The sequence below is a fragment of the Nodosilinea sp. P-1105 genome, from assembly GCF_012911975.1.
Lineage (GTDB): Bacteria > Cyanobacteriota > Cyanobacteriia > Phormidesmidales > Phormidesmidaceae > Nodosilinea.
This window is the reverse complement of the sequence record NZ_SMDQ01000003.1, coordinates 126,847-140,290: the sequence shown is the minus strand read 5'-3', so window position 1 is coordinate 140,290 and position 13,444 is coordinate 126,847. Positions and strand designations below refer to the sequence as shown.

At 53.0% G+C, this 13,444-nt stretch carries 16 protein-coding genes; 15 read left to right on the top strand and 1 reads right to left on the bottom strand.

What is annotated here, in order from left to right:
• Positions 1 to 460: 460 nt before the first annotated feature.
• From E1H13_RS02590 to E1H13_RS02520, 15 genes are all read left to right on the top strand, one after another.
• Positions 461 to 928 carry an NAD(P)H-quinone oxidoreductase subunit N gene (locus E1H13_RS02590; RefSeq protein WP_169611822.1) on the top strand — a complete coding sequence of 156 codons (468 nt, stop codon included), beginning with the start codon at positions 461 to 463 and terminating at the stop codon, positions 926 to 928.
• Positions 929 to 1,011: 83 nt separating this feature from the next.
• The gene (locus E1H13_RS02585) at positions 1,012 to 2,244 is read left to right on the top strand and encodes a circadian clock protein LdpA (RefSeq protein ID WP_169611821.1); all 1,233 of its coding nucleotides are present in this window, start codon (positions 1,012 to 1,014) and stop codon (positions 2,242 to 2,244) included.
• A gap of 149 nt (positions 2,245 to 2,393) precedes the next feature.
• Positions 2,394 to 4,262, top strand: coding sequence for a R3H domain-containing nucleic acid-binding protein (locus tag E1H13_RS02580; RefSeq protein WP_169611820.1), 1,869 nt, complete (start codon positions 2,394 to 2,396; stop codon positions 4,260 to 4,262).
• 103 nt (positions 4,263 to 4,365) lie between these two features.
• On the top strand, positions 4,366 to 4,767 hold the full coding sequence (gene psb27 / locus E1H13_RS02575) for a photosystem II protein Psb27 (RefSeq protein WP_169611819.1): 402 nt from the start codon (positions 4,366 to 4,368) through the stop codon (positions 4,765 to 4,767).
• Positions 4,768 to 4,887: 120 nt separating this feature from the next.
• Complete coding sequence (gene rpmJ, locus E1H13_RS02570) at positions 4,888 to 5,001, top strand: 50S ribosomal protein L36 (RefSeq protein WP_071527191.1); 114 nt, start codon at positions 4,888 to 4,890, stop codon at positions 4,999 to 5,001.
• 339 nt (positions 5,002 to 5,340) lie between these two features.
• The gene (gene rpsM / locus E1H13_RS02565) at positions 5,341 to 5,724 is read left to right on the top strand and encodes a 30S ribosomal protein S13 (protein ID WP_169611818.1); all 384 of its coding nucleotides are present in this window, start codon (positions 5,341 to 5,343) and stop codon (positions 5,722 to 5,724) included.
• Between the two features lie 136 nt (positions 5,725 to 5,860).
• Positions 5,861 to 6,253 (top strand): 30S ribosomal protein S11, encoded by a 393-nt coding sequence (gene rpsK / locus E1H13_RS02560; protein ID WP_169611817.1) that lies wholly within the window; start codon positions 5,861 to 5,863, stop codon positions 6,251 to 6,253.
• 57 nt (positions 6,254 to 6,310) lie between these two features.
• Positions 6,311 to 7,258, top strand: coding sequence for a DNA-directed RNA polymerase subunit alpha (locus E1H13_RS02555; RefSeq protein ID WP_169611816.1), 948 nt, complete (start codon positions 6,311 to 6,313; stop codon positions 7,256 to 7,258).
• A gap of 82 nt (positions 7,259 to 7,340) precedes the next feature.
• Positions 7,341 to 7,691: a 50S ribosomal protein L17 gene (gene rplQ, locus E1H13_RS02550; RefSeq protein WP_169611815.1), complete on the top strand. Its 351-nt coding sequence runs from the start codon at positions 7,341 to 7,343 to the stop codon at positions 7,689 to 7,691.
• Positions 7,692 to 7,721: 30 nt separating this feature from the next.
• Positions 7,722 to 8,594: a tRNA pseudouridine(38-40) synthase TruA gene (gene truA / locus E1H13_RS02545; protein ID WP_169611814.1), complete on the top strand. Its 873-nt coding sequence runs from the start codon at positions 7,722 to 7,724 to the stop codon at positions 8,592 to 8,594.
• 52 nt (positions 8,595 to 8,646) lie between these two features.
• On the top strand, positions 8,647 to 9,102 hold the full coding sequence (gene rplM, locus E1H13_RS02540; protein ID WP_169611813.1) for a 50S ribosomal protein L13: 456 nt from the start codon (positions 8,647 to 8,649) through the stop codon (positions 9,100 to 9,102).
• The gene (rpsI, locus tag E1H13_RS02535) at positions 9,102 to 9,515 is read left to right on the top strand and encodes a 30S ribosomal protein S9 (protein ID WP_169611812.1); all 414 of its coding nucleotides are present in this window, start codon (positions 9,102 to 9,104) and stop codon (positions 9,513 to 9,515) included. Before rplM ends, rpsI begins: the two co-directional genes overlap by 1 nt.
• A 126-nt stretch (positions 9,516 to 9,641) precedes the next feature.
• Positions 9,642 to 9,887, top strand: coding sequence for a 50S ribosomal protein L31 (gene rpmE, locus E1H13_RS02530; RefSeq protein WP_169611811.1), 246 nt, complete (start codon positions 9,642 to 9,644; stop codon positions 9,885 to 9,887).
• Between the two features lie 78 nt (positions 9,888 to 9,965).
• Positions 9,966 to 11,069, top strand: coding sequence for a peptide chain release factor 1 (gene prfA / locus E1H13_RS02525; protein ID WP_169611810.1), 1,104 nt, complete (start codon positions 9,966 to 9,968; stop codon positions 11,067 to 11,069).
• A gap of 121 nt (positions 11,070 to 11,190) precedes the next feature.
• Positions 11,191 to 12,465 carry an exonuclease SbcCD subunit D gene (locus E1H13_RS02520; protein WP_169611809.1) on the top strand — a complete coding sequence of 425 codons (1,275 nt, stop codon included), beginning with the start codon at positions 11,191 to 11,193 and terminating at the stop codon, positions 12,463 to 12,465.
• Between the two features lies 1 nt (position 12,466).
• On the opposite strand, the gene E1H13_RS02515 is transcribed toward E1H13_RS02520, so the two are convergent.
• Positions 12,467 to 13,207: a sulfite exporter TauE/SafE family protein gene (locus E1H13_RS02515; protein ID WP_169611808.1), complete on the bottom strand. Its 741-nt coding sequence runs from the start codon at positions 13,205 to 13,207 to the stop codon at positions 12,467 to 12,469.
• Positions 13,208 to 13,444 lie beyond the last annotated feature (237 nt).

The following is a 13,444-nucleotide window of genomic DNA, read 5'->3' as shown; positions in this document are numbered from 1 at the left end:
CCTTGTCTCCCTTAACACACTATGAAGTGCGCAAGCCCCTAGCAAGAAGCAATGCGCGCAATACATGCACTTTTGAACGTTTACACCGAGCTAATGCACCCACTGCCGTGAGCCAGCGACTCAATCCGTCACTATTCAAAAGAAATTAGGCCTTTAAAAGTTCTGGATAAAGCTGACATCATATGTGTCAGCAAACCAAGACTTAAACAGCCGAAAGCCTGGACTTGAGCAGTTCAATAACCACCCAGTATCCTTTTTGGCGGCGATTTACTATATTACATCCCAAGTAGAGATATGTCTATAAGAAAATGAAAGTAATTTTAGCGGCCAGGGCAAGGTGCAACGCTAATGCTTGACTTCTGGTTGACGCCCGACTCTGTAGGCCCCTAGAAATCACAGTACAATCATCGCAAGTACAGGTCTATATTTGTAGAGCAGCTCATAGGAGTGAAAGGCAGCGATGGCATTGCTAACCACAGGCAAATCGTTTATCCGCGATCTGGAAAACAATCAAGCGATCGCGGTGCGGATGCCCTTAGAAGGCGGTTTTGAAGGGCGCTATGGGCGACGACTAAAAGCCGCGGGCTATGAAACCATGACCCTGACCGCTCGGGGACTGGGGGATTTGTCTTCCTACTTAACCGGTATTCATGGGGTGCGTCCCCCCCATTTGGGTAAGAAAACCGTGGGTAATTCGGCCGCAGTGGGATACACCTACTTTGTGCCGCCCCTACTCACCTCTCGCATAGACGTGATGCCTGCCACCGCTAAAGGGATGGTGCTGTGGTTGATTGAAGGCAATATTTTATCCCGGCAGGAACTGGCTTATCTAGTGAGCCTACCCACCATTGAACCCCAGGTAAAAGTTGTGGTGGAAATGGGGGGCAGTCGCGCCTTTAGCTGGGAGCCCCTGGCGAATTTAATTTAGGCGGATACACGGAGTACGCTGAGGCCGTTCTATCGGCTGGAACGGCCATTTTACAGGGGTTTCCCCTGGGCTGTATGTCTCAAATGGCAATAGTGACGAGTTCTCAACCCCCTTGCCAGTCACTCCAGGCTGGGACATGGGTCAAGCTAATTTGTGGGGCCAGCTACCAGGATATGCCCACGGTGCGGCGGCTGGTGATGATCTATGCCTTGGCCGGAGTAGACTGTGTTGATATAGCGGCGGATCGTGCTGTGGTGCTAGCGGCTCGACAAGGCTTGGAAGATGCCGCCGCACTGGCCCCCTACTTAGCACCCTATCTATACGCTGATCGCCAGGATTTACGAACAAACTTGCCCTGGCTGATGGTTAGCCTCAACGATAGTGAAGATCCGCATTTTCGTAAGGCTGAGTTTGATGCTAAGGGTTGTCCAATAAATTGCGATCGCCCCTGCGAAGCGGTCTGCCCCACCGCAGCCATTCAATTTCAAGGTGTCGGCGAGGGTGGGGTAATCCGCGATTTGTGCTACGGTTGCGGTCGCTGCCTTCCCATTTGCCCAGTGGATAATATTACGGCTCAGTACCGTCAAGCTAAACCAGAGGACTTTAGCGGCGATTGGCTGCACTTGATCGATGCTGTTGAGATTCACACCCAGACGGGACGACAACGGGAGTTCTCTGCCCTTTGGCAGCAACTAACCGCCTGGATGCCCCAGCTCAAGCTGGTGTCCATTAGTTGCCCTGATCATGATCAGGTGGTGCCCTATCTGGGGCAACTTCACCAGATCATCGCTCCCTTAGCTGTGCCGTTGATTTGGCAGACAGATGGACGCCCTATGAGTGGAGACTTGGGCCGAGGAACGACCCACGCCACCATTCGCTTAGCTCAAAAGGTCTTAGGGGCGGGCCTGCCGGGCTACGTTCAAGCGGCTGGCGGAACCAACAGCTACACTGTAAATAAACTGCGTGAGCTTGGTTTAGTGCACCACCATTCAAATCATGCTGGTCATGCTGGCCCATCGGTCAATGGTCAAACCCGTGAGGCGGTTGGAAGCATCGCGGGCATTGCCTACGGCAGTTATGCCCGGGCTCTGGTAATGCCGCTGCTGGGGGCGATGGATACTGACGTTCAAACTTGGCTGGCCGCGGTTGAGGCTAGGCAGTCATTTGACAAATCCAGTCTTTCGCGCTCATGCTCATGGATAGAGCCCAAGCCCCTGGCGATTGATCAAGCGATCGATCACCAGAGTGCTTTAATGCAAGCCCTTGGGCTAGCGCGAGGCTTAGTTGGGTTGCTCAAAGATGGAGGCGCTGCGTAGACAATGGTATTTCTAACCCCGGCCTTGGCCAGCCCAGTCGTTTACCGCTGCCCCGGCCCCTAGCCTGATCGCAGCTTTGTTCTACCGTAGCTTTCAACTGTTTGCATCGCCCCGGTCTTCACATTGCGGACTTTCGTCCCCAGCACTTTATGGTTAGCGACTACAGCGACAATTTATCCATTCACAGCAACGCTTCCGACGATACACCTCCGATTAGCTCAAGTTCTGCCTCAGCTCACTCCAATGCTGCCATCGCGGCTAATTATACCGATACCCCTAACCCTGCCGCCAGCAACCCAGCGCCTACGGATGACCTGGAGCAGTTATTGGCTATTTTACCTCCGCCACTGCGCAAACTACTCAGCCAGCACAACCAACGACAGAGCTTGATTGAGGTAGTGCTTGACCTGGGTCGGCTACCCGAAGCTCGTTTCTTTGGCCAGGTGGAGTATCTATCGGATTTATCGGTTACCCAAGCTGATTTAGAGCATTGTATTCAGCGGGTAGGGACGTTTGGGGAAGACAATCGAGCTGGAATTGAGAAAACCCTCCATCGCATCAGCGCCATTCGTAACCGGGCTGGAACCATCATCGGTCTGACCTGCCGAGTGGGTAGAGCGGTATTCGGCACAATTGGCATGATTCGTGACTTGGTGGAAACCGGCCAGTCAATCTTGATGTTGGGCCGTCCGGGGGTTGGCAAAACCACCGCTCTGCGAGAAATTGCCCGGGTCTTGGCTGATGATTTACAAAAGCGGGTGGTGATCATTGATACCTCTAATGAAATTGCAGGGGATGGGGATATCCCTCATCCAGCGATTGGCCGAGCTCGGCGGATGCAGGTGGCTCGCCCAGAAGAACAGCACCGGGTAATGATTGAGGCGGTCGAGAACCACATGCCTGAGGTGATTGTCATTGATGAAATTGGTACTGAATTGGAGGCTTTAGCGGCCCGCACCATTGCTGAGCGGGGGGTGCAACTGGTGGGCACGGCCCACGGCAACCGTCTAGAAAACCTGATTAAGAATCCTACCCTGTCCGATCTAATTGGGGGGATTCAGTCTGTCACGTTGGGGGACGAGGAAGCGCGACGGCGAGGTAGTCAAAAGAGTGTTTTGGAACGCAAAGCCCCCCCCACCTTCGATATTGCGGTAGAGATGCTGGAGCGTCAGCGCTGGGTTGTCCATGACGATGTCACCATGACCATCGATAATCTGTTGCGAGGGCGGCAACCCGGGCAACAGGTGCGGACCCTAGACGACAACCAAAAGGTAGTCATTACCCATGAGCTGCCGGGCTCTGGTCGGGAGGTGGCTAAGCCATCTCGCCAAGGATCAGGATGGCGAGCGGCGGGCCATATGGTACCGCCACCACCCACCCATTACACCCCCCTGGGAACCACCAGTCGTCAATCCTCTGCTAGTTCCTGGCAGGGGGCGACTAAACCTGCCAGTGATCCGGGCTTCCTGCATTTGTTGGACAATGCTAGTGACTGGGATCAGGTGGGTCCCAATGGGGAGGATGTGCTGCGGTTATATCCCTATGGCGTTAGTCGTCATCAACTGGAGCGGGTAATTAAGACGCTACATATGCCTGTGGCCATCACCAAAGACTTAGACCAAACGGATGCTGTGCTAGCCCTCCGATCCCATGCCAAGGGGCATACTAAATTGCGCCACATGGCCCAAGGGCGGCAGTTACCGGTACACATGGTCAAGTCCAATAGCATTCCGCAAATTACCCGGGCTCTACAGCGAATTTTAGATGTAGACGACAATCCCACCGCCATTGATCTGGAACTGTTCAGCCACAACGGTGGGGATGACGAGCTAGAAGCCCTTGAAGAAGCACGATTAGCGGTTGAGCAAATTGTGATTCCCCAAGGGCAACCCGTGGAATTGTTACCCCGCTCCGCTCGAATTCGCAAGATGCAGCACGAGCTAGCTGAGCACTATCGGCTGAAGTCTCTAAGTTGTGGGGAAGAGCCCAACCGTCGTCTGCGAATTTACCCGGCATAGGGTAGCTTAGGCCACAGCACACTATAAAATAAGAGCACCTGAATGACACCTAATAGGCTCTATTGCCGTTCGTCATTCGGCTTGAACTATTTTAATGAAGCCTATGAAACCCTTAATTACTCGCCTTTTTGCGTTGATACTGGTCGCTGTTATCGGCCTCACGGGGTGTAGTGCAGGCACCAGCGGCCAACTGACCGGTGATTACCGTCAGGATACTTTGATGCTGGTAGATAGCCTCAGAACTGCGATCGCACTCCCTGATGATGACCCGACTAAAGCCGAAGCCCAGGCCGAGGCCAAAGCTGTGATCAGCGATTTTGCCTCCCGCTACCGGCGTGATGATTCGGTGGCTAACTTGAGTTCGTTTACGACGATGCGGACGGCTCTGAATGCGATCGCTGGTCACTACAGCTCCTATCCCAACCGGCCTTTGCCTGAGAAATTGAAAACTCGAGTGGAGCAAGAACTGAAGCAGGTGGAAGCTGCTTTGAATCGGGGCGCCTAAGTGCTCTCAAGCCCTTTTCATCCTCTCGCCGCCGAGGAGGGTTTTAATTGGATTAAATAGTTTGACGAGTTGGCGTGGGTTTGCTAGGATAGCAATTCTGTAGTGAAGTGCGAGTTGGACATGAAAGTCCGTGCGTCTGTTCGCAAAATGTGCGATAAATGTCGAGTGATTCGCCGTCGAGGGCGAGTCATGGTGATTTGTTCTAACCCCAAGCATAAGCAGCGTCAAGGGTAGAATCTCAGGGGTAAAACCCTGGGGGTAGACTGTCAGGACTAGAGTTTCCACTGCATCATTAGTATCCGGGCCGTTGGTGAGATTAGCCCCTCTGGCTAACATCAGCGAATATGGCACGATTACTGTGGGTAAAATGCGATTTCATTGTGTAAATGGGATACGCTTGGGTGGTTTATTCGGTGGTTTGCGGCTAGGCAGCTTGACCGGACTTGTTAGGCAAGTTTGCTCAAGCCAGGTAAAACTGCGATCGTCAGGGTCGAGCTAAGCTTAACGTCAGAACATATTTTAGGTGGCAGCGTTGCTGCAGTAGCGGATTCAACATTTGGGGAGATAGTTTAGGTGGCACGGATAGCAGGCGTGGATTTGCCACGCGATAAACGAGTTGAAATTGGCCTGACCTATATTTATGGCATCGGTCCTACCCGGTCCAAGGAAATTTTGGCTAAGACCGGGGTTAATCCCGATATTCGCGTCAAAGATTTAACGGATACCGACGTGGCTCAACTGCGGGATGCCGTTGAAAGTGATTATCAGGTAGAAGGGGATCTGCGTCGTCTTGAGAACATGAACGTCAAGCGATTGATGGACATCGGTTCTTATCGGGGGCGGCGACACCGGGCTGGACTACCAGTGCGGGGGCAGCGTACTCGTACCAACTCCCGGACTCGTCGAGGCGGAACCCGTCGTACCGTTGCTGGTAAAAAGAAGGCTCCTAAGAAGTAATGCTTATTGCTACGGCCTAAGGCTGATTGCGTAAGGTCGTTGCCCTAGGCAAAACTCGCTAACGTGAGTAGCGAGTTTTTCTGACTGTTTATTGATTTATTGATCGTTAGATTCAATTGAGTTTAGTTGTACAACCATGGCCAAACCAACCCGAAAAGTCGGTCCTCGCAAGAGCAAAAAAAATGTGCCCAGTGGCGTAGCTCATATTCGCTCTACCTTTAATAACACCATTGTTACCATTACGGACCAGTCCGGTGAGGCTATTTCTTGGGCTTCCGCTGGTTCTAGTGGTTTTAAAGGGGCGAAAAAAGGGACGCCGTTTGCAGCTCAAACCGCTGCCGATAGCGCAGCTCGTCGGGCTATGGATCAGGGCATGCGACAGATCGAGGTGATGGTCAGTGGCCCTGGGGCCGGCCGAGAAACAGCTATTCGAGCCCTACAAGGGGCTGGGCTGGAAATTACACTAATCCGCGATGTCACCCCCATTCCCCATAACGGGTGTCGGCCTCCGAAGCGTCGTCGAGTGTAGAGCTTACGGATTGTATCGAGCCAGCCAGGTATATCGAGGTTGAAGGGAGACAGCACTGTGGCACAGTTTCATGTGGATTGCGTAGAGTCAGTAGTAGAAGCGGACCAAAGTCAGTATGGTCGCTTTGTGATTGAACCCCTAGAGCGCAGCCAGGGGATCACCGTAGGTAACGCCCTACGGCGAGTACTGCTGTCTAACTTGGAGGGGGTCGCGATTACCGCTGTCAGAATTGCTGGGGCTACCCATGAGTTCTCCACAATTCCAGGGGTACGGGAAGATGTGCTGGATATTCTGCTGAATATGAAAGGCGTTATCCTGCGCAGCTATTCGAGTCAGCCCCAAATTGGGCGCTTGCTGGTGCAGGGGCCAGCTAAGGTCACCTCGGGACATTTTGAGTTGCCTTCTGAAGTGGAGGTGGTCAATCCGGAGCAGTACGTGGCTACTGTCGCCGATGGTCATACCCTAGAAATGGAGTTCCGGGTGGAGCGAGGTCAGGGGTATCGGTCTGTAGAGCGTAGTAAAGATGACGCCACTGCCCTAGATTTTATCCAAATTGATTCAGTGTTCATGCCCGTGCGTAAGGTGAACTACAGCGTCGATGAACTGGTGGTATCAGGGTCTATGCAAAAAGACCAGCTCACCATGGACATCTGGACTAATGGCAGTGTCACACCTCAGCAGGCGATGAGTCAGGCGGCTGATATCTTGGTCGATCTGTTTATGCCCCTGAAAGATGTCACCCTGGAGCCCACCTTTGACGAGGAAGTGAAGGAAGAAGACCCCAACAACCAAATTCCGATTGAAGAATTGCGGCTGTCGGTGCGGGCCTACAATTGCCTCAAGCGGGCTCAGATTAACTCCGTGGCTGATTTGCTCGACTTCAGTCAGGAAGATCTGCTTGAGATCAAAAACTTTGGCCAGAAGTCAGCAGAAGAGGTGATTGAAGCCTTACAGGAGCGGCTAGGTATTACTCTGCCGCTGGAAAAGGCCTCCAAGACTACCTAAGGGGACTACCTAAGGGTAGGTTGAGGGCGGCTTTGATGCGTTTGCGCCCTATTGTTTTTGTCGTTCATTTGAGTTCAGTGTCATGCGTCATCGTCGTCGCGTTCATCAATTGGGTAAGCCAGCAGATCAGCGTAAGGCCCTGCTACGCTCCCTTACCACCGAGTTGATTCGCCATGGGCGAATTACCACCACTAAAGCCAGGGCTAAGGCCGTGCGGGAAGAAGCCGACCGGATGATTACCTTGGCGAAGGATGGTTCCCTCCCTGCTCGCCGTCGAGCTATGGGTTACATCTATGACAAGCAGCTAGTTCATGCCCTGTTTAGTCAAGCTGACGAACGTTACAGCGATCGCAACGGTGGCTATACCCGCATTGTTAAAACGGTGCGTCGTCGCGGTGATAACGCTGAAATGGCGATCATCGAACTCACCTGATCTATCAGAGGACGCCCTTTATTTAGATCCATGTCCAAGTTGTCTCCTATACAGCGCAGCCTAGAAAGCCAGCCCCCTGAGTTTAGCCAAGCTACTCAGCGAGTTGCTTTGGTGGTGCAGTATGTGGGCACCGATTTACACGGCTGGCAATGGCAGCCCAATGCTAGAACAGTCCAGGGGGAAATCGAGGCCGCCATTCAGGCAGTATTAGGGTATGCCGTGCGGCTGCATGGGGCCGGGCGGACTGATACTGGGGTGCATGCTGCGGCTCAGGTCGCTCATTTTGATGCCCCTGACTTTATTCCGGCCCATCGCTGGGCCGAAATCTTGAATGCTCGCCTGCCCCAAGATGTGTTGATTCGGGCATCGGCCCAGGTCGCTGATACCTGGCATGCCCAATTTTCAGCCCAGTGGCGGCGATATCGCTATACCTTGTACACCGATCCCCGACCTAACTTGTTTGTGCGGCCTTTAGTGTGGCACTACTACCATCGTTATCTGGATCAGGGAAAGATGCAGGCGGCCCTAGATACTATGGTGGGGTATCACGATATGACCGCCTTCCATCGGGCCCGATCGGGAAAGCGACATTCTTGGGTTGATCTCCAGGGGGCAGAGTGCCATCGGCGTGATGCTTTTTTGACCGTCGAGCTACAAGCCAAAGGATTTCTCTACGGCATGGTACGCCTGGTCATGGGGTTGCTGGTACAGGTGGGGTCTGGAGATATATCTCCGGCAGATTTCCAGACCCTGTGGCAACAGCGGCAGCGGCAACGCGTTAAGTATTCGGCCCCTGCCCAAGGGCTGTGCCTGCTGCGGGTGGGCTACGATCCAATGCCTTTTGACCGTGAGGTGTGGTTTGACACACAACCTCACTTTTACCTAGGGCCAGCGGTGGCCTGATTTTCAGTTTTGTTCACTCATATGTTGTGGTTAAGAAAACGGCTTAAGCGCTATGACTAAAACCTACGTTCCTCCCCAAAATTCTGTTGACCGTCAGTGGCATGTCATTGACGCTGAAGGCCAGCGCCTAGGGCGTTTGGCCACAGAAATCGCCACTGTCCTGCGGGGCAAAAATAAGCCTACCTTCACCCCCCATATGGATACGGGGGATTTTGTGATTGTGGTCAATGCTGAAAAGGTGGTGGTGACTGGTCGTAAGGCCACCACCAAGCTGTATCGGCGCCATTCTGGTCGACCCGGGGGCATGAAGACTGAGACCTTTGACAAGCTGCAAGCTCGCTTGCCCGAGCGGATTATTGAGCAGGCTGTCAAGGGAATGCTGCCTAAGAATAGTCTGGGGCGACAGCAGTTTACCAAGCTCAAGGTCTATGCAGGACCAGAGCATCCCCATCAGGCCCAGACCCCTCAAACTCTTGTTGTTAACACCATTCCTGGAGAAGCTAAATAATGCAGGCTACTGATCAATCAGAACGGGTAATGTATTGGGGTACTGGTCGTCGAAAAGCGGCGATTGCCCGGGTGCGACTCGTCCCCGGCAGTGGACAACTGCTGATCAATAAGCGTCCTGGGGAAGAGTACCTTCAGTTCAACCCCGGCTATTTGACGACCGCCAAAGCTCCCCTAGAGGTGTTAGGTCTGGAGAATGACTACGATGTGTTGGTGAATGTCAAAGGTGGCGGTTTAACCGGCCAGGCAGACGCCATCCGTCTAGGAGTAGCTCGGGCGCTGTGTGAGCTGTCCCCTGAGAATCGCCAGCCTTTGAAGGTGGAAGGCTATCTCACCCGTGATCCCCGCTGTAAGGAACGGAAGAAGTACGGTTTGAAGAAAGCTCGGAAAGCGCCTCAGTTCTCCAAGCGCTAATTAGTTTCTGGGGGCTAGACTGGATGGATAGAGAACGACATCTGGCTGGTCCCCAATTTGCCCTGGTCTTTTTAGGTCATTTGCGATCGCCAGGTCATTCTTGTAAACGTTGTTTAACTCACCACCATGGCTAAGTCTGATATTCATCCCACTTGGTATCCAGAAGCTAAGGTCTTCTGTGATGGCAAGGAAATTATGACCGTTGGGTCTACTAAGCCCGAGCTTCACGTAGATGTGTGGTCTGGCAATCATCCCTTCTATACCGGTACCCAAAAGATTATTGATACCGAGGGCCGGGTTGAACGCTTCATGCGGAAATATGGCATGTCCGATGCCCCAGCGACGCCATCTGCAGCGGACGACAAGGCCTAACCATCCCTACTCGCAACGATGATATCAATCGCCAGAGGAATAACCCTTCTGGCGTTAGTAGCGGTATAGGGTTTGATCATGGCTGAAGCGTATTTAATTGAAAAGCTAAATTCCGTTGAGCAGACATTTCAGGAACTTACCCGCCAATTGGCGGATCCTGATGTCGCTCAAGATCCTGATGAATTTCAGCGGATTGCCAAGTCTCGCTCATCCCTAGAAGAAACCGTTACCACCTACACCGAGTGGAAGCAGGCTGTGGAAGAGTTGGCTGGGGCCAAAGAGGTCTACAAAGAAGCCAGTAGTGACCCAGAGCTGCGAGATATGGCCGCTCTGGAAGTGGAAGCACTGGAGCAACACCTGGACAGGCTGGAAAATCGACTCAAGGTATTATTACTGCCTAGGGACCCCAACGATGATAAGAACATTATGTTGGAAATTCGGGCTGGCACCGGCGGTGATGAAGCCAGTATTTGGGCCGGCGATCTGGTCAGGATGTACTCCCGCTATGCGGAAACCCAGGGATGGCGAGTGAAGCTGCTGAGTGAGTCGGTGGCTGATATGGGTGGCTTCAAGGAAGCCATTCTAGAAATTGCGGGCGATCGCGTCTACAGTCAACTTAAGTTTGAGGCTGGCGTCCATCGGGTCCAGCGGGTGCCAGTGACAGAGGCGGGGGGGCGAGTGCACACTTCGACGGCTACCGTAGCGATTATGCCGGAGGTGGACGAAGTGACGGTGAAAATCGATCCTAAGGATATTGAAATGTCCACAGCTCGATCGGGCGGAGCTGGCGGGCAAAACGTCAATAAAGTGGAAACGGCGGTTGATCTGTTCCACAAACCCACTGGAATTCGTGTGTTTTGTACTGAAGAGCGATCGCAGCTGAAAAACCGGGAGCGGGCCATGCAAATTTTGCGGGCCAAGCTCTACGACATCCAGATGCAAGAGCAGCAGGATGCGGTATCTTCCATGCGTAAATCGCAGGTCGGCACGGGGGCGCGATCGGAAAAAATTCGCACCTACAACTACAAAGATAACCGGGTCACCGATCACCGCCTTAACCAGAACTTTACCCTGGCTCCAGTGCTGGAGGGGGATATCGAGTCCCTAGTGCAGTCTTGCATTAGCCGTGACCAGCAAGAGCGCCTGGAAGAGCTCGCCGCTGAGTCTTCCCCAGTGGTGTAATATGTTTGTCCTACAGGCCCCACCTTAGAAGCCCAATTCTAGCAAAAGCGGGGATCACCCTGGCAGAAACCCGATCCCAGGCTCGTCTGCTAAGTTGGGGGGATATTTCAGAGCAAGGGCCATGGCTAAGTTTCTCCACATTGCCGACATTCATTTAGGCTTCGATCGCTACGACACCCCAGAGCGCACCAAGGACTTTTTTCGGGCCCTGTATACTGTGCTAGATGGCCACGCGATTCAGGCCGAGGTAGACTTTGTGGTGGTTGCTGGTGACCTGTTTGAGCACCGGAACATCAAGCCAGCCACCCTAAATCAGGCTCAAGTGTGTTTGCAGGCGTTGCAGCAAGCCCACATTCCAGTTTTAGCGATTGAAGGCAACCACGATAATCGCCCCTTCGGTACCCCCACCAGCTGGCTTAAGTATCTTTCGGAATGGGGCTTGCTGATGTTGCTAGAACCCAATGACACAAAATTGGGCAATCCCCTTTTGAGCCCGTGGGACCCTGATACCAAGTCCGGCAGTTACATCGACTTGGATTGCGGTGTACGGGTAATTGGCTCCCATTGGTATGGGGCTACAGCCCCGAGAGCGATCGAGCGATTAGGGGCGGCGATCGATCATTTACCCCCAGGGCCTGACCATACCTTGCTCATGTTTCACCACGGTTTAGAGGGGCAGATTGCCCGCTACGCCGGAGCCTTGCGTTATAGCGATTTACGGCCCCTGGAGCAGGCTGGGGTGAACTATCTGGCCCTAGGCCACATTCACAAGGCCTATGCCGTAGAAGGCTGGGTGTTTAACCCTGGCTCCTTAGAAGCTAATAACGTGGAGGAAAGCCGCTACCAGCGAGGAGCCTATTTGGTGAATTTGACCGCCGATGGCGTTGAGGCTGATCTAATCACCGACTACTTTCAGCGTCCGATTCGACGTCTAGAGGTGGTGGCTAAAGGTCAGGAGAGCCTCGACCAAATCTGTCAAATGGCTGAAGCTTTGGTTTTAGAGGCCATTACCCCCCTGTCCCCTGAGGACCCAGCCCCGATCATTGAGCTAAAAATCACAGGCCAAGTTAGCTTTGACCGCCTGGAATTGGATACAAGACGGCTGCAAGCAGAGCTCCAGCAAGCCAGTGGGGCTCTGTTTGTGCTGCTGAAATATGATGTAGACGATGTAGCCTACCAAACTCCGGTGGGGGAAGGCCAAAGCCGAGTCGATATTGAGCAGACCATCTTTGCGGATATGTTGACGGCCCACCGCGACTACAAACACCGAGCCGAGGATCTGTCGAGAGGGTTGACCGACTTAAAGGATCGCCAACTGGCCGGAGCCGATGAGGTCTCTCTTTATGAATTTGTAGAAACCCTGCTGGACTTGGACATCACTGGGGCAAGGGAATAGTTCAAAACAGCAGCAGTAGGCTACGCTGCTGCCAAATCATGACCACACCGCTAACGGCTACAAACGTGAAGACCAATTGGCGGAACTGCTGGGCACTCATTTGAGCTAGCACCCATTTCCCCAACCAGTTGGCTGGAATTGCGGCCAGTCCAATCACCAATCCATAGGCTAGGTATTGGTAGCTAAGACTACCCAAGACCCCGTAGGCTATCAGTTTCACCACATGCAAAGAAACTTTGTTAAGGGCTTTAGTGGCCACCATAGCTTCTTTTTCTAAACCGTAACCCAGGTAAAGGGGATTCATCACTGGCCCCGTACTGCCCATTAACCCCGAGCCAATGGCATTGATCAACGCTAAGGGCAAAAAGTGCCAGGCTTTCACCTGGAATTGGGTATTCTGAGACCCCAGCACATAGTTGCCAACCATGGCCAGTAGGCCAACCCCTAGCAGCAGCTGTAGCCCTTCGGGATGGACCTGGGTGAGCCCATAGCAGCCCAAAACAGCACCAACTGTGGCCCCTGGCACATACCAGGCGGTCACTTGCCAGTTAATTTCTGCCCAGAAAAAGAGGCTGCGTTGGGCATTGCCAATCAATAACCCGGTGGTAATGATAGGGGCAACCGCCTGCACCCCCAGCAATACGGAAATGAGCGGAATTAAAATAAATGGACTACCGCCCCCTGCCAGCATGCTCAAAAACCAGGCCACAAAGCTGACGATAAAGAGACACAGGGCAATCATGGGCGAGATTATCAAGATTATTAAGTAGTCAAACAGGTCATCTTTAGGCCAGGAGAGAGCAAGTTAATATTGCTCTCTCCTGGCCTAAGTGCGTCTGGTCAAAAACGAGGATTGCCAGTTGTAACAATTTTATAAGGTTTATCTTGGGGGAGATAGGGTATTTATCCCCAATGGTACTGGGTTTAAGTCAGCGACCTCGGACTTAAACTATGCTTGACACTCAATTGCAGCAACGAA